The organism is Thermodesulfovibrio sp. Kuro-1 (genome assembly GCF_006538445.1).
GTDB classification, from domain to species: domain Bacteria; phylum Nitrospirota; class Thermodesulfovibrionia; order Thermodesulfovibrionales; family Thermodesulfovibrionaceae; genus Thermodesulfovibrio; species Thermodesulfovibrio yellowstonii.
This window is the reverse complement of the sequence record NZ_BJKS01000005.1, coordinates 1-20,465: the sequence shown is the minus strand read 5'-3', so window position 1 is coordinate 20,465 and position 20,465 is coordinate 1. Positions and strand designations below refer to the sequence as shown.

At 33.8% G+C, this 20,465-nt stretch carries 22 protein-coding genes, 1 tRNA gene and 1 pseudogene; 17 read left to right on the top strand and 7 right to left on the bottom strand.

What is annotated here, in order from left to right; genetic code table 11:
• Positions 1–25: 25 nt before the first annotated feature.
• From FLY87_RS07445 to cas2 (FLY87_RS07420), 6 genes are read left to right on the top strand one after another with little or no spacing between them, the layout of a single operon-like run.
• Entirely contained in the window at positions 26–1,189 is a 1,164-nt protein-coding gene (locus FLY87_RS07445) for a DNA repair exonuclease (RefSeq protein ID WP_141266734.1), read from the top strand.
• Positions 1,176–4,271: an AAA family ATPase gene (locus FLY87_RS07440; RefSeq protein ID WP_141266733.1), complete on the top strand. Its 3,096-nt coding sequence runs from the start codon at positions 1,176–1,178 to the stop codon at positions 4,269–4,271. The genes FLY87_RS07445 and FLY87_RS07440 overlap by 14 nt, the downstream gene beginning before the upstream one ends.
• Positions 4,272–4,280: 9 nt before the next feature.
• Positions 4,281–4,559, top strand: a complete 279-nt coding sequence (cas2, locus tag FLY87_RS07435) for a CRISPR-associated endonuclease Cas2 (protein ID WP_012545199.1) — start codon at positions 4,281–4,283, stop codon at positions 4,557–4,559.
• A 4-nt stretch (positions 4,560–4,563) separates the two neighbouring features.
• Complete coding sequence (gene cas1, locus FLY87_RS07430; protein ID WP_012546247.1) at positions 4,564–5,520, top strand: CRISPR-associated endonuclease Cas1; 957 nt, start codon at positions 4,564–4,566, stop codon at positions 5,518–5,520.
• Positions 5,477–6,295, top strand: coding sequence for a CRISPR-associated endonuclease Cas1 (locus FLY87_RS07425; RefSeq protein WP_012546877.1), 819 nt, complete (start codon positions 5,477–5,479; stop codon positions 6,293–6,295). The genes cas1 and FLY87_RS07425 overlap by 44 nt, the downstream gene beginning before the upstream one ends.
• A complete protein-coding gene (gene cas2, locus FLY87_RS07420; RefSeq protein ID WP_012546007.1) occupies positions 6,292–6,567 on the top strand; it encodes a CRISPR-associated endonuclease Cas2 in 276 nt (91 codons plus the stop codon). Before FLY87_RS07425 ends, cas2 (FLY87_RS07420) begins: the two co-directional genes overlap by 4 nt.
• A gap of 157 nt (positions 6,568–6,724) precedes the next feature.
• Here cas2 (FLY87_RS07420) and FLY87_RS07415 read toward each other — a convergent pair.
• Positions 6,725–6,797, bottom strand: a tRNA-Lys gene (locus FLY87_RS07415).
• Positions 6,798–6,886: 89 nt separating this feature from the next.
• On the opposite strand from FLY87_RS07415, the gene FLY87_RS07410 reads away from it, so the two are divergent.
• A complete protein-coding gene (locus tag FLY87_RS07410; RefSeq protein WP_051345863.1) occupies positions 6,887–7,360 on the top strand; it encodes a methylated-DNA--[protein]-cysteine S-methyltransferase in 474 nt (157 codons plus the stop codon).
• 7 nt (positions 7,361–7,367) lie between these two features.
• A complete protein-coding gene (locus FLY87_RS07405) occupies positions 7,368–8,105 on the top strand; it encodes an ATP-binding protein (RefSeq protein WP_028842625.1) in 738 nt (245 codons plus the stop codon).
• Here the strand turns inward: FLY87_RS07405 and FLY87_RS07400 are convergent.
• From FLY87_RS07400 to ilvC, 4 genes are read right to left on the bottom strand one after another with little or no spacing between them, the layout of a single operon-like run.
• Positions 8,085–9,599, bottom strand: a complete 1,515-nt coding sequence (locus FLY87_RS07400; RefSeq protein ID WP_012546793.1) for a 2-isopropylmalate synthase — start codon at positions 9,597–9,599, stop codon at positions 8,085–8,087. The genes FLY87_RS07405 and FLY87_RS07400 overlap by 21 nt on opposite strands.
• Positions 9,577–10,353: a CDP-diacylglycerol--serine O-phosphatidyltransferase gene (gene pssA, locus FLY87_RS07395; RefSeq protein WP_200855677.1), complete on the bottom strand. Its 777-nt coding sequence runs from the start codon at positions 10,351–10,353 to the stop codon at positions 9,577–9,579. Before pssA ends, FLY87_RS07400 begins: the two co-directional genes overlap by 23 nt.
• 14 nt (positions 10,354–10,367) lie before the next feature.
• Positions 10,368–10,985, bottom strand: coding sequence for a phosphatidylserine decarboxylase family protein (locus tag FLY87_RS07390; RefSeq protein WP_028842624.1), 618 nt, complete (start codon positions 10,983–10,985; stop codon positions 10,368–10,370).
• A complete protein-coding gene (gene ilvC, locus FLY87_RS07385; RefSeq protein ID WP_012545824.1) occupies positions 10,982–11,995 on the bottom strand; it encodes a ketol-acid reductoisomerase in 1,014 nt (337 codons plus the stop codon). Before ilvC ends, FLY87_RS07390 begins: the two co-directional genes overlap by 4 nt.
• A gap of 130 nt (positions 11,996–12,125) precedes the next feature.
• Between ilvC and ileS the strand changes: the two genes are divergently transcribed.
• From ileS to FLY87_RS07340, 9 genes are all read left to right on the top strand, one after another.
• Positions 12,126–14,873, top strand: a complete 2,748-nt coding sequence (gene ileS, locus FLY87_RS07380; protein WP_141266732.1) for an isoleucine--tRNA ligase — start codon at positions 12,126–12,128, stop codon at positions 14,871–14,873.
• Complete coding sequence (gene lspA, locus FLY87_RS07375) at positions 14,854–15,297, top strand: signal peptidase II (protein WP_012546319.1); 444 nt, start codon at positions 14,854–14,856, stop codon at positions 15,295–15,297. Before ileS ends, lspA begins: the two co-directional genes overlap by 20 nt.
• Positions 15,294–15,701: a tRNA (adenosine(37)-N6)-threonylcarbamoyltransferase complex ATPase subunit type 1 TsaE gene (gene tsaE, locus FLY87_RS07370; protein WP_012545586.1), complete on the top strand. Its 408-nt coding sequence runs from the start codon at positions 15,294–15,296 to the stop codon at positions 15,699–15,701. Before lspA ends, tsaE begins: the two co-directional genes overlap by 4 nt.
• A complete protein-coding gene (locus FLY87_RS07365) occupies positions 15,702–16,553 on the top strand; it encodes an NAD(+)/NADH kinase (RefSeq protein WP_012546443.1) in 852 nt (283 codons plus the stop codon).
• Positions 16,538–17,251: a uracil-DNA glycosylase gene (locus FLY87_RS07360; protein ID WP_012545862.1), complete on the top strand. Its 714-nt coding sequence runs from the start codon at positions 16,538–16,540 to the stop codon at positions 17,249–17,251. The genes FLY87_RS07365 and FLY87_RS07360 overlap by 16 nt, the downstream gene beginning before the upstream one ends.
• Positions 17,248–17,733: an HIT domain-containing protein gene (locus FLY87_RS07355; RefSeq protein WP_141266731.1), complete on the top strand. Its 486-nt coding sequence runs from the start codon at positions 17,248–17,250 to the stop codon at positions 17,731–17,733. The genes FLY87_RS07360 and FLY87_RS07355 overlap by 4 nt, the downstream gene beginning before the upstream one ends.
• Positions 17,733–18,338: an SIS domain-containing protein gene (locus FLY87_RS07350; RefSeq protein ID WP_012546496.1), complete on the top strand. Its 606-nt coding sequence runs from the start codon at positions 17,733–17,735 to the stop codon at positions 18,336–18,338. The genes FLY87_RS07355 and FLY87_RS07350 overlap by 1 nt, the downstream gene beginning before the upstream one ends.
• Positions 18,335–18,805: a crossover junction endodeoxyribonuclease RuvC gene (gene ruvC, locus FLY87_RS07345; protein ID WP_012545358.1), complete on the top strand. Its 471-nt coding sequence runs from the start codon at positions 18,335–18,337 to the stop codon at positions 18,803–18,805. The genes FLY87_RS07350 and ruvC overlap by 4 nt, the downstream gene beginning before the upstream one ends.
• Before the next feature lie 79 nt (positions 18,806–18,884).
• Complete coding sequence (locus tag FLY87_RS07340) at positions 18,885–19,799, top strand: histone deacetylase (RefSeq protein WP_141266729.1); 915 nt, start codon at positions 18,885–18,887, stop codon at positions 19,797–19,799.
• On the opposite strand, the gene FLY87_RS07335 is transcribed toward FLY87_RS07340, so the two are convergent.
• Both FLY87_RS07335 and FLY87_RS07330 read right to left on the bottom strand, forming a co-directional pair.
• Entirely contained in the window at positions 19,796–20,218 is a 423-nt protein-coding gene (locus FLY87_RS07335; RefSeq protein WP_028842621.1) for a PPC domain-containing DNA-binding protein, read from the bottom strand. The genes FLY87_RS07340 and FLY87_RS07335 overlap by 4 nt on opposite strands.
• Positions 20,215–20,465 (bottom strand): annotated as a pseudogene (locus FLY87_RS07330) (methyl-accepting chemotaxis protein); the annotation flags it as partial. The pseudogene FLY87_RS07330 and the gene FLY87_RS07335, both read right to left, overlap by 4 nt.

Genomic DNA, 20,465 nt, shown 5'->3' with positions numbered 1-20,465 from the left:
TACAAGTAATAAAAAGAGGTGTGCTATGAGTTTAAAAATTCTTCATACTTCTGATTGGCATTTGGGAAAAGTTTTCAAAGAGACCACCTTTGAGCTTTTACCAATTCAAAAGCAGATAATGGACGAAATCGTTGATATTACCAGAAAAGAAAACCCTGACATTGTATTAATTGCAGGTGATATTTTTGACACATACAATCCTTCCTTTGAAGCTGAGAAAATTTTTTATGAAACTCTTTCAAGGCTTTCCGAGCAAAACTGTTTTGTATTTGCTCTCGCTGGCAATCATGACTCACCTGACAAGCTTCAAATATCAAAACCTTTAATAGCTGGTAAACATTCAATCTTCATAAAGAGCACAGCCTTTGATGAATCTAAGGATATTGAATTTGAAAATGAAAATTTTAAGCTCGCTCTTGAGAATTCATTTCTAAAACTACACTTAAAAAATGAAGGAACAGTTATAGCATTAAAATGTCTGCCCTATCTTTCAGAGGTTAGATTAGGATTAGCCGGTGATGAATATCTTAAAAAGGTCAATGAACTCCTATCCATTGAGCCACAATTTAGTTGTGATTACTTTATATTGACGAGTCATTTGTCTATAGCAGGTGCTCAACAGTCTGGTTCTGAGAGGATTTTTCAAATTGGTGGCATTGAATATATTCCTATAGATTTTTTACCCAAAAGTGCTCACTACATAGCTCTCGGGCATCTTCATAGACATCAAAAACTAAGAAATGCTACTTACTCAGGTTCAATCTATCCCTTTGACCTTGCTGAGATAGAGCATAAAAAGGGAGTTTCTGTATGGGAAAACGGTAAGCCTGATTTTATAGAATTTAACAAAATTCCAAAGATAAGAAAGATTGAATTTGATTCTCTTGAAGATGCAGTAAAGAATGCACCAGAGGATGAGGCATACTATTATGTATTAATAAAAAATCCGCATGCTTATACTACCGCTTCAATTGATGCATTACTTAAAGCATACAGAAATAGACTGGTAAATTGGCAGTTTTATGCTCCTGATGTTCCAGAAGAAATTTCAATTCCAGAACTTCACTCTTTGAATGAAGAAGAGATGTTCATAGAATTCTATAGGGCAAAGTTAAACAAAAAACCTTCTCAGGATATTTTGAGTCTTTTTCTAAAAACATTGGAAGAGGTGAAAAATGCTACCAATTAGCTTAATTTTTGAGGGATTAAACAGCTATGCCCGTGAGGTAAAAATTGATTTTACAAAATTTTACAGGACAAAGCTATTCGGTATATTCGGTATCACGGGAGGAGGTAAATCAACTATACTTGATGCAATAATTCTCTCAATTTACGGTAAAACACCAAGACTTGCTTCAACAAAAATCAAAGAAGCAATAAATCCACAAAGAGGGGTAATTAATATTGAGTTTACCTTTGAAATCGGGAGAAGAAGATTTAAAATCCAAAGGGGTATAGACCAAAGGGAGACCAAAATAAGGCTTTACAGGCTTGAAGAAGACAAAGAAATCCCTATTGCAGAAAAATCAAACGAATTTAATGAAAAAATAAAGGAAATAATAGGGCTCTCCTATGAAGAATTTTGTAAAGTCGTGATTCTTCCACAAAATCAGTTTGCGGAACTTTTACGGCTTGAACCTGCCAAGAGAGCTGAACTAATAGGTAACTTATTTGACCTAAACTACTTTGGTGAGCCTCTATATAGCAAGTTTTCAGAAAAATTTTTAAAACTTGAGTCAACGATTCAAGACAAACAAAGAAGACTCAATGAACTTTCTGAAATTTCACAGGAAAGCATTATTAACAAAGAAAGAGAGGTTGATGAGATAACAAAGGCTCTCGGCGAACTAAGACAAAAACAGAAAGAATTGATGGAAAAGCTTAATATTCTTAGAAATTTCAAACAACTTAGCGATAAAAAGAAAGAACTTGAGAGAGAACTCCAAAAAATGGAAACAAAAAAGATAGAAATAGAGAGCTTAAAAAATAAAATTCAGATGGATGATGAACTTGCTCCGTATAAAAAATCATTTGAAGAATTAAAAAATCTTAAAAAATCAATAGAGGCTAATAAACAAAAACATGAAGAACTTGCCAGAGAATTAAAAATCATTGAAAGCAGGTTTGAAAAACAAAGAGAACAAAAGGAAGAATTTGAAAAGTTTTTTTCTCAGAGAAATGAAGAGTTAATAGGAAAAATCAAAGAAAGTGAGCAATTGGTTGAGCTTGAACAAGAGATTAAAAGTCTTTTAGATAAAGAGCAGCAGAGAGCAAAAGAGATGAAAAAGCTTAATCTTGAGTTTAAAGAAGTTGATGAACAGTTGAAAAGAATTGACACTGAAACTACTCAATTAATGAAAAATATTGAAAAAAATAAAGCTCTTTTTGAGAACACTCAATTGAATGATGAAGAATTAAGGCTCTATGATTTGCTTCCAAATGCTTTATTAAAACTAAATGAGATAAAAAATCTTAAAGAAGAAATTGAGATATTAATCAAAAAAACTGAAAGAGAAAGAAAAAAGTGGGAAGAAAGCTTTGCCCAAATTCAGAAAGAGTTTAGGGATAGATTTAATTTAACGATAGCTACTTATGAGGAGATTGATTCGGTCATAGTCGCAAAAACCGAAGAAATCAAAGAGTTAAAGGATAAGCTTTTAAGAGAGCTTGATGAGTTTAAAGTTAAGAATCTGGCGTTTACCTTAAGCAAAACATTGTTGGAGGGGAAACCTTGTCCCGTGTGCGGAAGCACTGAACATCCAAAACCAGCAGAGAGTATAGATGATAAAAATATTGCACTGAGGGAAGAAAAACTCAAAGAAGTGGATGAAAACATATTTAAAATTGAGGACGTTAAAGCAAAAATAAAACCCTTAATGGAAAAGGTGTTTATTTCAAAGACAAATATTGAAACCTATGCTAAAGAGATTTCAGACAAAAAATCCAAACTAACAAAGGCTGAGCATGAACTTTCTCAGATTATTTCGGTGAAACTCTGGGCTAATGCTGAACAATTATTTGAACAAATTAAGAACAAGAAAAAGAAAAATGATGAAGTAATGAAAGAGTTAAATTATCTAAACAGCGAATTTCATGAAAAGATGAAACTCAAAAATGATGTAACTCAAAAAAGAGTTGAGATTTTCACAAAGATTCAGCAAACACATAAGGAACTGGAAGAAATTAAAAAAGATACAAAGGAAAAGAAAGATAAATTAAATGAAAAGACAGGGGGTAAAACTTCTTATGAAATCAAAACAGAAGCAGAAAAAGAACTTGAGATAATCAAAAAGAGAAGTTTACAACTTGAAAATGAACTCAAAGACTTAGACATTAAAAAACAAAACACTCTCATTGCAATGGAGAGAATTACGGAAGGAATCAAAAAAGACGAACAAAAGCAGAAAGAGATAAAGGCAAGCTTAGATTTAAAAGCAAAGGAAATGAGAATTGATGTATCCGAGCTTGCTGCCATAATTCTTGATGAGGAAACAAAGAAATCCTTAAAAAACACAGTGGAAGAATTTGAGAAAGAATTTAACAAAGCAAAAGGAGCTCTGGATAACATACTTAAGAATCTTGAAGAAATTCCCATAAAGGCAATACAACCTGATGAATTACAGGAGACCGAAAAATTTATTGCTGAAACAAACGACAAAATTGCTCAATCAAATGAAAAATTGGGCACACTAAAGGAGCAGATAAGAAAGGAAAAAGATATGCTCAAGGAAAAACAACTTCTTTCAAAAGAAATAACTTTAATGGAAAATGAATTTGAAAATGTAAAGCTACTCAAAAATCTTACCTATGGGAAAGAGATGGTTAAATTTTTTTCCTGGCAGTTATTAAAAGAAATCGTTAAATTGACAAACGGAATCCTCAGAACTCTCATTGGCAGAAGATTTTCAATCAACGTAAATCCTAATCTTGAATTTACCGTTTCAGACCTTCTTTATAACAAAGAGCGTTCAGTAAATACTCTTTCTGGTGGTGAGACTTTCATAGTTTCTTTTGCTTTAGCCCTTGCCCTTTCAAGCTATATTCAGAGCAAAAGAATGAGAGCCATACAGTTCTTTTTTATAGATGAGGGATTTAGCTCCCTTGATAGAGAACTTCTTGATTCTGTATGTGCTGTATTAAATGAACTCAAATCACAGGATAGACTTGTTGGGCTCATATCTCATATTGAAGAACTTAAACAGGTTATACCGAATAGTATAAATATAAAAAGGGATATAACAGGCTCAAGCATAGTAACCTTTAATGTGTAGGCAATAAATATGAGAGTACTTTACATAATAGCCTACGATATAACAGATGCGAGAAGACTTGGACAGATAAGATATTTTCTTAAAGGTTACAGCACGGGTGGTCAAAAGTCTGTTTATGAATGCTTTCTTGAAAGAGAAGAACTAAAATTTATAATTAGCAAAATAAAACGATTAATTAATCCCAATGAAGATAGAGTTCACATTTTCAGAATTGATGGAAGAAGCAAAGTTATTACACTTGGCATAGCAGTGCCCCCAATTGATCCAGAGTATTTTTACATAGGATAGAGTCATGAGTACAGTGTTTATAGACAGAAAAGATATAGAGATAAGAGTTGATGGAAACTCAATCAGCTTTTATGCGAAAGGCAAGAAAGACGGTAGCCTTCCTTTGTCACCTTTAAAGAGAGTGGTTATAGTAGGAAATGTTAAGATTGAGACCTCGGTTTTGTATAAACTGGTAAATCACGGAATTACTGTGCTTTTTCTTACTGGCAAACTTAAATATAGTGGTATATTAAATGGTCCACTCCACAACAACGGATTGTTGAGAGTTAAGCAGTATCAAAAATCTCTTTCTGGTTTTTCTTTAAAGTTTGCAAAAGAGCTAATAAAAAGAAAAATAGTCTCTCAAAGGGATTTTCTCTCTGAAATCAGGGAGATAAAAAAAGCTTTGGCTATGCAGGCAGATAGAGCAATTGAAATACTTAATAAAGCTATATCAAACATTGAAGTAACACCCATATCAATAGATTCCTTAAGAGGTATAGAAGGTGCTGCTTCTTCAATTTACTTTATTACCTATTCAAAAATTTTTCCAAACTCTTTGAAATTCGTTAGAAGAATTAAGCGTCCACCAAAAGATCCTGTAAATGCTATGCTTTCTCTTTGTTACACTCTGCTACATTATGAAATTGTGAGAGAAATTCAATTAATTGGACTTGACCCTACAATTGGTTTTTATCATCAATTTGAATATGGAAGAGAGTCTCTTGCCTGTGATTTAGTTGAACTTTTCAGAGTTAATGTGGACAGATTTGTATATGAACTTTTTAAGGCAAAACATTTGGGGAACAGAGACTTTATGAAGGATGAAGAGTCAGGTGGAGTATATCTAAAAAAAACTGGCAGAAAAAAATTTTATCCCCTTTATGAACAATGGGTTCAACAACAGAGAACCATTTGGAGAGGGGAGGTGCAAGGATTTGCAAGAAGAATACTTGAAGAAAAGGACATTATATCTGGTTGAAAAAGGCAACGGAACAACTGTAAGCAGAGATGGTCCTTCAGTTTTAATAGAAAGAAATTTTGCCGCGCCTGTAAGAATTCCTGCAGATTATATTGATAAAGTCATAATTTACGGAAATGTAGAAATTGATGCCTTTTCAATAACGCTTTTTTCTTCTAAATTTATACCAATTTTGATTATAGGCAGACATGAGGAATCCTCTATAATACTCCCAAATACAAGTGAATTAAAAAGCTATACTAAATATCAGATAATGATGCTTGATTCAAAGAAAATTGTTGAGAGCTTTATTAATTGGATTAAAGAAAGAAGAGCACAGAATCAGAAAAAAGTCCTAAATAGTCTCTTTGAAAACATCTCTATATCAATAGAGGCAGAAGATAGAAACTACAATGTAATGATTAACAAAATCAAACCCTCCGATTTTCTATGGAGCAGGGTAAAAGAGATAATGCAAAATTTAATAATCATAACAATTCTTTCAAACCTTATAAAATTCAAATTAGATCCTCACATAGGAGTAATCAATCAGGGATATAATTATGGTTTAGTGTTTGATATATATCAGATCTATGAACCCTATGCAGACTTTTTAACCTTTCAATTTTTTTATGCTGACGGAGCGAATATTGATTTTATAAAAAATCCAGATTTGAACTATGATAGACTCAGGTTTCTGATAGATAAATTTGAGAAGAAGAAAGATGACATTGAGCAAGAACTTAATTCGTCAATAGCTCAAATACTTTCTTTTCTAAGGAGTATATCCACATGAGATTGCCTTATCTTGTATGTTATGACATATCAGATGAAGGCAGACTTAATAGAGTTTACAGATTTATGAAAGGAAAAGGTTTTCATATTCAGTATTCAGTATTTTATTGTATTTTAACTGATGTTGAGTTAAAAGAGATGAAAGCAGAAATACTAAAGTTAATACACTCAAGATACGATGATGTAAGAATATATCCCTTGCCAAACAACTCACTTGTAGCAGTTTTAGGAGTTGGAGACAGGATTCCAGATGGTGTAGAGGTTTTTTATTGATAAAACATAGTACCATCTTTTTCTGATTGATAGCGAAGAATCCTGCCTCGAGTCTTCTTCATCTGCGCGAAAGTTACTGAAAATAGAGACTAAAATGTAGATAAAATATTGCCCTAAAGGGAAAGGAGCATTTTTAATAAAGATTTTATCAATTAAGTGAGCCGTGCAGGATTCGAACCTGCGACCCGCTGATTAAGAGTCAGCTGCTCTACCAGCTGAGCTAACGGCCCACAAAAATAGGATACAAAAAAGCGTGTTAAAAGGTCAACTTATCTCATTTCTCATTCTGTTATAATAGAAAATGTATTTTGCATGTGTGATGACTCCTATTGGATTACTTGGAATTGTCTTTGACTCTTTTTTGTCAGTAAAAAAAATATTCATAACAGACTCCAATAAAAATGCAACTATTCCTGAATTTGCATTAAATTTTGTTAAGCAGTTGAATTCATATTTTAAAGGTGAACTCTTAGAGTTTAACTATCCTGTCAATATCCAAAATATCTCAGAGTTTGATAAAAAAGTTCTTGAAGTAACTTGTGAAATTCCATACGGGCAAACTGTTACATATAATTGGCTTGCGAAAAAGCTTAATACATCGCCAATAGCTATTGGACAGGCTTTAAAGCGAAATCCTTTGCCAATCATTATTCCCTGTCATAGGGTGATTAAGTCAGATGGAACATTGGGTGGATACAGTCTTGGAATAGAAATAAAAAAGTGGCTTATAGAGCATGAAAGGTCTACGCTTTACAAATTTCAATTAATGAAACTTCCTCACAGGATGTTATAATAGATACATGTTTGTTCAACATCAAGCATTTATTTGGAATGGTAAAGAAAAAAGCTTGAAAATTGTTAACAGGCTTCCCAAATATGATATCAAAGAACTTTTTGGAATTGACAAGCAAAAAGAGTTACTTCTTTCAAATACAAAAGCTTTTATTGAGGGCAAAAGGGTTAATAATGTCCTTTTATGGGGAGAAAGAGGAACAGGTAAGACTACCCTTATAAGAAGTTTGCTTGGTTATTTTAAAAAATCTTCTTTAAGAATGATTCAGGTTTTAAAAAATGATATTATCACAATGCCTTATCTTTATGACATTATCTATGAACACAGAGATTTTAGATTTATTATTTTTATAGATGACCTGTCATTCAATGAAAATGAACAGGAATTCAGAGATTTAAAAATCGTCATGGATGGAGGTATAGAGGAAATTCCTGAGAATTCTGTTATTTATGCTACTTCAAACAGGAGAAATCTCATGCCTGCTGTATCCCAGAGTGACAATGAGCTTTTTCCCGAAGACAGCCTTCAAGAGCGCGCTTCATTGATTGAGAGATTTGGTTTAAGAATAGGATTTTATAGATTTTCACAGGAGCAGTATCTTGATATTGTTAAACATTACGCAACAGTTGCTGGGATAGATTTAAATCCTGAAGAACTGACCAAAAAAGCCAGAGAATGGGCTTTAATCCATGGAACAACAGGGCGGTCTGCCTATCAGCTTGTCTTAAGTCTTCAGATTTTTTAAAGCAAGCTTATTCAGGGCATTAATATAGGCTTTTGCAGAAGCAACAATTATATCTGTGTCAGAACCATGTCCTCTTACAGTATGTCCTCCTTCTTCAAGAATAACTGTTACTTCACCAAGAGCATCTGTTCCGCCTGTAATTGCTTTTATCTCAAACTTGTTTAGTTCCGCCTTTGAACCTGTAAGTTCTGTGATAGCTCTATACACGGAATCAACAGGACCATCTCCAGACACTGTTATTTCCTTTTCATCTCCGTTTATTTTCATTTTTACTGTGGCTGTTGGTTTTTTCTTGGTTCCACTTGCTACCTCAAGGTCTATTAACTGATAAACCTCTGCAATTCTTAGAACTTCATCTGAAACAAGTGCTTCAATGTCCTCATTGAATATATACTTTTTTTGGTCAGCAAGCTTTTTAAATCTTTCAAATGCCCTGTTTATTTCTTCTTCTGTTAAGCTAAATCCAAGTTCTTCAAGTCTTTTCTTGAATGCATGTCTACCAGAATGTTTACCAAGAACAATCTTTGAACTTGGAATTCCTATGTCTTCTGGTCTCATTATTTCATAGGTTGTTCTTTCCTTTAGCACACCATCCTGATGGATTCCTGCTTCGTGGGCAAAGGCATTTGCTCCAACAATTGCTTTATTAGCCTGAACAACCATGCCTGTAATTTTACTTATAAGTCTGCTTGTTCTATAAATCTCCTGAGTTACAATTCCAGTATCAGCTTTGAAAAAGTCGTTTCTTACCTTTAAAGCCATAACTATTTCTTCTAAAGCAGCATTCCCTGCTCTTTCACCAATGCCATTTATTGTGCATTCAACCTGTCCTGCACCTTTAAGTATTGCAGTAAGTGAGTTTGCAACAGCAAGTCCGAGATCATTATGACAGTGAACACTTATTGTGGCTTTGTCTATATTGGGGACTTTATTCATAAGATACTCAATAAGTTCTCCATATTCCTGTGGAATTGTGTATCCCACTGTATCTGGTATATTTACAGTTGTAGCACCTGCTTTTATTACTTCTTCAGTTACTTTGCAGAGATAGTCCCAATCTGACCGAGTTGCATCTTCAGCTGAAAACTCAACGTCATCAGTGTACTGTTTTGCTTTTTTAACAGCTTTAACCGCAGCCTGAATTACTTGGTCTCTGTCCATTCTGAGTTTATATTTAAGATGTATATCTGAGGTGGCAATAAAAGTATGTATTCTTTTCTGTTCTGCAGGTTTCAAAGCCTCAGCAGCTCTTTCAATGTCTTCATCCCGGGCTCTACAGAGTCCTGCAACTACAATACCCTTAACTTCTTTTGAAATTCTATTGACTGCTTCAAAATCTCCTGGAGATGCTATAGGAAATCCTGCTTCTATTATGTCAACCCCAAGTTTTTTAAGCTGTTTTGCCACTTGAATTTTTTCATCAACATTCATTGATGCTCCGGGAGACTGTTCTCCATCTCTAAGGGTAGTATCAAATATTTTTATTCTTCTCATCTTGCACCTCAGGTTTTTGTTTTCTTTTTTTAATTAAAATTATTATATTTTCAATTATACCTGATAATACGTAAATGCTGGCAAGTGTAAATATTGCAATCTGTGGATGAATTACTATGAAGAAGATTAAAAGAATAAAAAACAAAAGTATCCAAAAAGGTTTTTTTTCCTTAAAATCAACTTCTTTAAGTCCATGAAATTTAAGATTACTAACCATCATAAAAGATAATAAAAAAGTCAAAGCAGGGAAAAATATATTTTTTTGAGGAGTAAAATTCAGTATGTCCTGACAGAAAATAACTGTAGCAGCAATCATTGTTGCAGCACCAGGAATGGGTAAGCCTTTAAAAGATTTTATTCCTCCTCCTGACTGAATATTAAATCTTGCCAATCTTAAAGCACCGCATGCAGCAAATAAAAAAGCTATGGCAAAACCAACTCTGCCAAAATCAAACAATGCCCATTTATATATAAGAATAGAAGGCGCTACTCCGAATGCTACAAGATCAGAAAGAGAATCAAGCTCTACACCGAAGCGTGTTGTTGTTCTTGTAAGTCTTGCTACCCAACCGTCAAGTCCGTCAAATATGTTTGCAAGGATTATAGCCCATGCAGCATAAATAAACTTTCCATTTATTGCTGAAATAATCGCATAAAAGCCAAAAAACATTCCACAAAGAGTTAAAGCATTGGGTAGGATATAAACACCTTTGGCTGGTTTTCTATCAGGATCTCTTATTTTCTTTTTTCTCACTTTTATCATGTTTTTTAAATAGATGCAATAATGTTTTTGCCTGCTTTAACTTTGTCTCCCACCTTAACATTAATTTTGAAAAAGGAAGGTAAACATATATCAACCCTGGAACTAAATTTAATCATACCGAATCTTTCGCCTTTATTGAGACTGTCTCCTTCTTTAATCCAGCAGACAGCTCTCCTTGCAACAAAACCAGCAACTTGTCTTACAACTATATTGCCGTGTTGAGTTTGAATAGTTATTTTTATATTTTCATTTTCTCTGTAAGCTTTTTCTTTAAATGCTGAAAAAAATTTTCCGGGTGTGTAAACCACTTCTTTAACAATTCCATCAAAGGGTGCTCTATTTACATGCACATCAAAGGGAGACATGAAAATACTTATTTCAGTATGACCTTTATCGCAAAAACTCTCTCCATGTTGTTTTATTGATATTACTTTTCCATCTGCTGGAGAAACCACTACATTTGGGTCCGCAGGTGGTGTCCTTTCCGGATCACGGAAAAAATAAAGAAAGAATAGGCTGAGAATCGCAAAAGCTATTGCTACAGGCTCAAGCCATAATAAGTAGAAAAAGGAGCTTAAAAATAAAGCTCCTCCTATATAAGGTAATCCTTCTTTTCTAATCATGCTTTAGATTTATCCACAAGCTTTGAACTTTTAAGCCACGGCATCATGGCTCTTAGCTTTTCTCCTACTTTTTCAATTGGATGTTCCTCCCCTTGCTTTGTAAGAGCATTGAAGGTTGGTTTTCCTACTTTGCATTCAAGAATCCATTCTTTAGCAAATTGACCGCTTTGGATTTCATTAAGAATTTTTTTCATTTCAGCCTTTACAGAGCTATTAATGACTCTTGGACCTCTTGTAAGGTCTCCGTATTGAGCAGTATTACTAATTGAATAACGCATAGTAGAAATTCCACCTTCATATATAAGGTCAGCAATTAATTTTACTTCATGGAGACACTCAAAATAAGCAAGCTCTGGTGGATATCCTGCCTCAACCAGTGTTTCATAAGCTGCTGTGATAAGAGCTGTTAATCCACCGCAAAGAACAACTTGCTCGCCAAAAAGGTCTGTTTCTGTCTCATCTTTAAATGTTGTCTCAATAATTCCTGCTCTACCACCACCAATTCCTACTGCATAGGCAAGGGCAACATCTTTGGTTATGCCTGATGGATCCTGATGAACTGCCATTAGACAAGGAACTCCCATACCTTTTAGATATTCACTTCTTACAAGATGTCCTGGTCCTTTTGGTGCAACCATGAATATATTGATATCTGAAGAAGGCACAATCTGTCCAAAATGAATATTAAATCCATGAGCAAAAGCAAGAAAAGCGCCTTTTTTTATATTCGGCTCTATCTCATTTTTATACAAATCTGCCTGAAGTTCATCTGGCGTAAGAATCATTATGATATCTGCCATTTTTGAAGCATCAGCAACTGTCATTACTGTAAGCCCTGCATTTTCAGCCTTTTCCCAGCTTTTTCCTTTTCTCACGCCTACTATAACATCAAAACCGCTGTCTTTAAGATTATTAGCATGGGCATGGCCTTGACTGCCGTAACCGATTATTGCAATTTTTTTGCCCTTAAGAATATCAGTATTTACATCAGTATCGTAATAAATTTTCATCCTTACACCTCCGAGAAATTGTTATAAAATTTTTAGAATTATAACACATACATTATATAGTTTTCACTTTATTAAGCATTAGAAGCTTTAAATTTGAATTTTAAAAAAATATTGTGGTATTCTTTTATTTATGTCTCAGGATTACAAAGATACCCTTAACTTACCTCAGACAGGATTTCCTATGAAGGCAAATCTTGCTGAAAGGGAACCTGCTATTTTGAAGTTCTGGAAAGAACACAGGGTATATGAAAATCTTGAGAACAAGAATAAATCTCTTGGTGGGAAATGCTTTATACTTCACGATGGACCGCCCTATGCTAACGGACATATACATATTGGTCATGCTTTGAATAAAATTCTCAAAGATATAATTGTTAAATACCATTCAATGCTTGGTCAATACAGCCCCTTTGTTCCAGGCTGGGATTGTCATGGTCTTCCTATTGAGCTACAGGTAGATAAATCACTCGGTAAAGAAAAAGAAAATATTGATATTTTTAAGAAAAGACAACTCTGTAGAGAATATGCAGAAAAATTTATCAATATTCAAAGAGATGAGTTTATTCGTCTGGGAGTCTTTGGTTACTGGGATGAGCCATATATTACAATGTCTAATGAATACGAAGCTACAATAGTAAAAGAATTTTTGAGTTTTGTTAAAAATGGTTATGTTTATCGTGGCAAAAAGCCTGTTTACTGGTGTCCTTCATGTGTAACAGCCTTAGCTGATGCAGAAGTTGAGTATGCTGATAAGGAATCTCCTTCAATATTTGTTGCCTTTGAAGTAATTGATAGAGATAGATTTTCTGTTAAAAATGAACCTTTATATATTGTTATATGGACAACAACTCCCTGGACATTACCTGCAAATTTAGCATTAGCTGTTCATCCAGATTTTGATTATGTCGGAGTTAAAAGTTCAAAGGGAATACTTGTAATAGTTAAGGAAGCAATTAAAAACTTAAAAGACAAAATTGATATTGATGAAACACCATTGTTTGAGATCAAAGGTTCAAAACTTGAAGGCATAAAAGCTAAACATCCATTTATTGACAGAGTATCAAAAGTCGTGGTTGCTGATTTTGTTGAAACAGGTGAAGGCACAGGAGTAGTCCATATAGCACCTGGACATGGAGATGAAGACTATGAGGTTGGATTAAAATATGGTTTTGATATTTATGCACCTGTTGATGATAAAGGCAGATTTACAGAGGATGTTCCTTATTTTGCGGGAGAAAATGTTTTTAAAGCAAATAAAGCAATAATAGAGCATATGAAAGAAAATGGCTCATTAATCTGGGAAGGGAAAATTACCCATTCTTATCCGCATTGCTGGAGATGTAAAAAACCTATAATTTTCAGAGCAACAACTCAGTGGTTTATTTCAATGAGTCATAAAGACCTTCGCCATCGTGCTCTTCAGGAAATAGATAAAGTAAGATGGATTCCTTCATGGGGTAGAGAGAGAATTTACTCAATGGTGGAGAGAAGACCTGATTGGTGTCTTTCCCGTCAGAGAGCATGGGGAGTGCCGATTACTTTATTTGTTTGTAAAAAATGTGGAAGTATAATTAAAGAGGAAGAACTCTTTGATAAAATATATGCTTTTGTTGAAAAAGAAGGTTCTGATGTATGGTTTAAACTAAATCTTCATGATTTACTTCCTGATTACTCATGCCCAGAGTGTGGTTCAAGGGATTTTGATAAAGAAAAAGATATTCTTGATGTATGGTTTGATTCAGGGGTAAGCCATGCAGCAGTTCTTGAGAGAGACCCGAGACTTAGTTGGCCTGCTGACATGTATCTTGAAGGAAGTGATCAGCACAGGGGATGGTTTCAAAGTTCTTTAATAGCTTCTCTTGGTAATAAAGGAAAAGCTCCCTACAAAATTGTTCTTACTCATGGATTTACAGTTGATGGGCAAGGAAGAAAAATGTCAAAATCTCTTGGGAATGTAATATCTCCACAGGAAATTATAAAATCCAACGGAGCTGATATTGTAAGACTTTGGGTTTCAGCAGAAGATTACAGAGATGATATAAAGCTTTCACAGGAAATTTTGCAAAGGCTTACAGAGGCTTATAGAAAGATAAGAAATACTTTAAGATATCTGCTTGGTAATATTTATGATTATGATGCTAAAGACTACACAGACCAACTTCTGGAGATAGACAGATGGGCAATGATGCGACTTCAAAAATTAATTGGGAAAGTAAGGCTTGCATATGAAAATTTTGAATTTCATCAAGTCTTTCATGCGATATATAACTTTTGCGTTACTGACATGAGTGCCTTTTATCTTGATATTTTAAAAGACAGACTTTATACATTTAAATCTGACTCACCAGAAAGAAGAGCAGCACAATGGGTTTTATATAATATTGCTGATTCTTTAATTAAGTTAATCGCTCCAATTCTTTCATTTACAGCAGAGGAGGCATGGCAACATCTTCCATTTAAGAAAACTGAAAGCGTATTCTTAGATAGGATGCCAGAGATAGAAGAAAGTTTTATAGATGAAGAACTACAGTTAAAATGGGAAAAATTGATTGAGATAAGGGATGAAGTTAATAAAGCTCTTGAGATTAAAAGGCAGGAAAAATTCATAGGAAACTCCCTTGAAGCAAAAGTAATACTTTCCGTTAATGCGGAATTGAAGAAATTTTTAAGCCCCTATTATGATTTCCTACCAACGCTTTTTATTGTTTCTCAGGTAAAATTGAGTGATTTAGAATCTAAGGATACTGAATTTACTGTTACTATAGATAAAGCTGAAGGGCAGAAATGTCAAAGATGTTGGAATTACTCTCCAATGGTTGGAAAACTTGAAATTCCTGATTTATGCCCGCGATGTTATCATGTCATTAAAGCTTTATAAAACTTCTATATCAATTTTTCTAATTCTTTTGATTGACCAGATTACAAAATATCTTGCTATTAAATTTCTATCTCCTGATGGAATAGTGAAGCTATTACCTTTTTTAAATTTAGTTTATGTTGAAAATACAGGCACTGCTTTTGGAATGTTTAAATTTCTCGGTTCAGGATTTTTTATAATTATAGCTTTAGTAGTTACAGGGTTTCTTGTTTATATGTATTTCAAAGACACTCAAAACTGGTTTATTTATTCTCTTATAATTGCAGGAGCATTAGGGAATATCATTGATAGGCTGATTTATGGGTATGTTATAGATTTTATAGACCTTCATCTGAAAAATCTTCACTGGCCAGCCTTTAATGTAGCTGATTCAGCTATAAGTATAGGAATTGTTCTTTTTGTCTATAAGAACTTAAAAAAATGAAAATTTTTACTTACTCTGAAAAGGAAACAAAAATTTTAGGAAAAATGATAGGAAGTTTTGTGCAAAAACAAGGAATTAATGTTATAGCTCTTTACGGAGAGATGGGAACAGGGAAAACTGTTTTGACAAAAGGAATTGCTTCAGCATTTGGCATAGAGGAGAAAGATATAGCAAGCTCAAGTTTTGTAATAGTATCTCATTATCCAGAAGCTAATTTTTATCATATTGACCTTTACAGGCTTGATAATGTAAAAGAAGAAGATATTGATTTATGGGAGTATTTTGAACTCGGCACGTGCGTTATAGAATGGGCTCAAAGCATTAATGAGTTGCCTGAAAATGCATTAAAGATTACAATAGATTTAGTTGATGAAACAACAAGAGTTTTTGAGATGGAGATTTAAATGTTTAAGAAACTCTCAATTCTTTATAAGGAAAATGACAATTCAGCTCTGGAAACAGCCATTAAAGTTCAGGATTGGCTGAAAAATAAAGGCACTGAATGCATAGTTTTTCACTCTGTAGGAATCTTTTCCAGTTTTAATCATTCTGAAATAATGGCAATCCAAAATTCTGATGCGGTAGTAGTTCTTGGAGGAGATGGGACCATGTTATCTGCCTCCAGACTCATTGGTGGAAAAAAAATTCCAATAATCGGAATAAACATGGGAAAGCTTGGATTTATCACAGAGATTCCAAAAAGTGATTTATTTGATAGCTTAGAACAAATATTTTCAGGTCATTATGAAATAGAAGAAAGAAGCATGATAAATGCTCAGATTTTCAGAGATGAACAGGTAATAAATGAATATCTTGGACTTAATGACCTTGTAATCGGGAAAGGTATAATGGCAAAGATTTCAGATTTTGGTTTAATTATAAACGATGTTTATGTATCAACAATAAAGGCTGATGGTATAATAGTATCTACGCCAACTGGTTCAACAGCTTACAATCTTTCAGCAGGAGGACCTATATTGTATCCAACATTAAAGGGATTAGTATTTACAACGATATGTCCTCATACTCTCAGTGTCAGGCCTTTGGTTCTCCCTGACCATTTTACAATTGATATAATTATATCATCACATGTCAGAGATATATTTTTGACAATAGATGGGCAAATCGGACTTCCTTTACAGAAAAATGATAGGGTTAGATGTAGAATAGCTAATGAAAAAACCTATCTTATCGCACCTTTAGGTAGAGATTATTTCAGAGTTCTAAGAGAGAAGCTAAGATGGGGAGAGAGATAAATAATATAGTTGAGATTCTGAATTTTTATAAAACTCTTGGATTTAATGAGTTGCCTCAGGGGTTTATTCAGTCATTATTTGGGCAAAACTGTGTATCTGCTTCACCTTTGCATTATAATGAGTCCTCTAAAAACGTGAAGTCACTTATGGAGATTTTGAATGAAGAAATTAAGAAATGTAAAAAATGTCCATTGAGTAACTCAAGAAAAAATCCTGTATGCGGAGAAGGTAATATTAATGCAAAACTTATGTTTGTTGGTGAAGCCCCAGGGGTTGATGAGGATTTACAAGGAAGACCTTTTGTTGGGGAAGCAGGGAAACTTTTAACAAGCCTTATAGAGAAGATGGGTTTTAAGAGAGAAGATGTTTATATAACTAATACTGTTAAATGTCATCCTCCAATGAATAGAGATCCTTTTGAAAGTGAAATATCTACATGCTTTGATTATCTAAAAAGAGAGATAGAGATAATATCTCCTCAAGTTATTATCAGTCTTGGTAAAGTGGCAACCTATACATTAATGGGCATGAATGGGAAGCTTAAAGATTTACATATATCTAAACTACGAGGCAAGGTATTCCCCTACAATCAAATTCCTGTTATTCCTACATTTCATCCAGCTTATTTGCTTAGAAACAAAAAAGATAAATGGCTTACATGGGAAGATGCGCAGGAAGCTTTAAGGAGGCTTAGATGAAGGTTCTATGGGCGCCATGGAGAATTGAATACATATTGGGGCATAAAGAAAAAGGATGTATATTCTGTGACAAACCAAAAGAAGACAAAGACAGGGATAATTTAATTCTTTACAGAGGCAAACTTTCCTTTATTATTATGAATAAATATCCTTACAGTTCAGGACATCTTATGGTTGTTCCTTACAGACATGTGCATAGCCTTGAAGAACTAAAAGTAGAAGAACTTACAGAATGTATGGTTCTTACTGTTAAATGCTTGAAATGTTTGAAAAAGGTGCTTCATCCAGATGGATTTAATATAGGACTTAATATAGGAGTGGTTGCTTCTGCAAGTATTAATGAACATCTTCACTGGCACATTGTACCAAGATGGGCAGGAGATGTGGGATTTATGACCATACTTGAGGATGTGCGAGTAGTTCCAGAGCATATCCTTGTAACTTATGATAAACTCTATCCATGTTTTAAGGGGGAAGGATAATGGAAATAGAAGACAAAATAAGGAAAGCTTATGAAGAATCAGTCAGGGTTAAAGAGCAATTTTTTAGAGAAAATATTAGTTTAATTAAAGAAGTTGCTGAGATTATTGCAAAGTCTCTTAATGAAGGTGGTAAAATTTTGATTTTTGGAAATGGCGGTAGTGCTACAGATGCATCTCATATAGCAGCAGAGTTTGTTAATAGATTTAAAAGAGAAAGACCTGGATTGCCTGCAATTGCTTTAAATACAGATATGGCTGTGCTTACGGCAATAGCAAATGATTATGACTATTCTGAGATTTTTGCAAAGCAGGTTAAAGCATTGGGAGAATCTGGAGATATTGTAATCGGAATTAGCACATCTGGTTCATCAAGAAATGTTATTAAGGCAATTGAGGTAGCTAAAAAAAGAGGGCTTAAATCTATAGCATTTACCAGTAAAAAGGGTGAAAAATTAATTTCAAAAGTTGACTATGCATTTGCAGTTCCATCAGAGGATACTCCAAGAATTCAGGAAACTCATATTACACTTGGACATATTTTATGTGAACTTGTGGAAGATATACTATTTGAGATTCCAGCAGCTAAAAAGAAACTCAAACAATGACAGTTATAGGCATTGACCCAGGTAGCAGACATTTTGGATATGGAATTGTAGATGCTAAACAGATGAAATTAATCCATGCTAATACGATTAATCTTTCCCATGATATCAGTCTGCCTTACAGACTCAAATCTATTTATGAAATTCTTTTGAGCATGGTTGAAAAGTATTCTCCTGATGAAATGGCAGTAGAAAAAATATTTGTTGGCAAAAAGATTACTTCTTCATTTGTTCTTGGATATGCAAGAGCAATAGCTTTTTTAGTGGCAGCTCAAAAAGAGATTCCTGTTTATGAATATAGTTCTACTGAAATAAAAAAAGCACTAACAGGCTATGGAAGAGCGCATAAGGTTCAAGTTAAAAGCATGGTTTATAATTTTTTACATATTGATAAAAAGATTTCCTATGACTGTGCAGACGCTTTAGCTGTTGCTATATGCCATATCAATTCAAAGACAAATTTTATGTAAAGAGAAATTAATTTTCGGATATAGATACAGATTCCCCTTTAAGCTTGACTTTAACTTCAATAGGTGGGTATCATTTTTTATGGATAATGTTGCATTTATATATGATGATATATTTTTAAAACATGAAACACCAGAAGGTCATCCTGAGTCAAAGGAAAGGCTAATAGCCATTGTAAACCACCTTAAAAATAAAGAAATCTGGAGAAAACTTCTGCATATTAAGCCAAGAAAGGCAACAGAAAAAGAATTGGCACTGGTCCATGAGCCTCATTATATTGATAAAATTAAAAATTCTCCTGCTGGATATATAGAGCCAGATACATATCTTAGTGAACATTCTTATGAGGTAGCATGTTATGCTGTAGGTGCTGTTCTTCAAGCAGTGGATGGAGTTTTAAATAAAGATTTTGATGGAGCTTTCTGCGCAGTTAGACCTCCTGGACATCATGCTGAAATAGACAGTGCTATGGGATTTTGTATTTTTAATAATATTGCTGTTGGTGCTGCCTATGCAAAAACAAAGGGATTTAAAAAGATTTTTATCGTTGACATTGATGTGCATCACGGAAATGGAACTCAACATATATTTGAGGATGATTGTTCTGTTTTTTATTTTAGCTCTCATCAATTCCCATTTTATCCAGGGACGGGTAGAGAACTTGAAATGGGAAGAGGTGCAGGAGAAGGATGTACATATAATGTTCCATTAAGGTCAGGTTCAGGCACAAAAGAATATTTGACAGTTTTTCAGGATATAATGCCTCAGAAAATAAGAGAAGTTAAACCAGAACTTATTCTTGTATCAGCAGGATATGATATGCATAAAGATGACCCCATGAGTTACATAAATGTGACAACAGAGGGGGTAAGAAGCATTATAAGAAGCATTCTCAAGTCTTCCTATGCTCCTAAGATATTCGTTCTTGAAGGCGGATACAATGCTCAGGTTTTAGCTGAATGCGTTGGAGTAACTCTTGAAGAAATGCTGAGTTAACTTTTCCATAAAAATAATCCTGTTTCCTCGTCAAATCCTCTTTCAAAATAATTACCTTCAAATTCTATTATCTCAAACTCAAAAGCAAAAACTTCCGCTTCATAGAGATGTCCACCAATGCATGAGAAGTCCTTTTTTGACAGAACAATATGAATATGTGGGAAAGCTTCTCCATCTTTCAGTGAAATATTCCCTTTTAGAGATAGTATCTCCATAGGTTCATTAAAATCATGAGAAATATATTTTTTTTCACTCTGGTCGTAATACCCAATTTTAACCCTTGTTACAGCACCTATTCCGTTTACCAATCCAGCTTTTATAGAATTTTTTTTTAAAAACTTATTGAGTCCAGAGATGATTTCTTCTCCTTTAAAAAGTCTACCCTGAAAAACTTTTTTTACATTGAAATTTTTAATCATTTTTCTTCCTCCTTTTTAGCTTTATGAATACCTATTGCAATATTTAAATCTTTTCCAAGTTTTTTAATATCAGATGCAGTTTTGGCAGTTTGTTCTACAGTAATTGTGATTTCCTTTATTCCCTCTGCTATGCTTCCTATATCCTGTGTTATATGGTCTGTTACTGAAGACATCTCCTCTGTTGCAGATGCTATCTGCTGTATCATTGACTGAAGTTCTTGTGCTTTGCTCAGTATCTGCCCAAGTA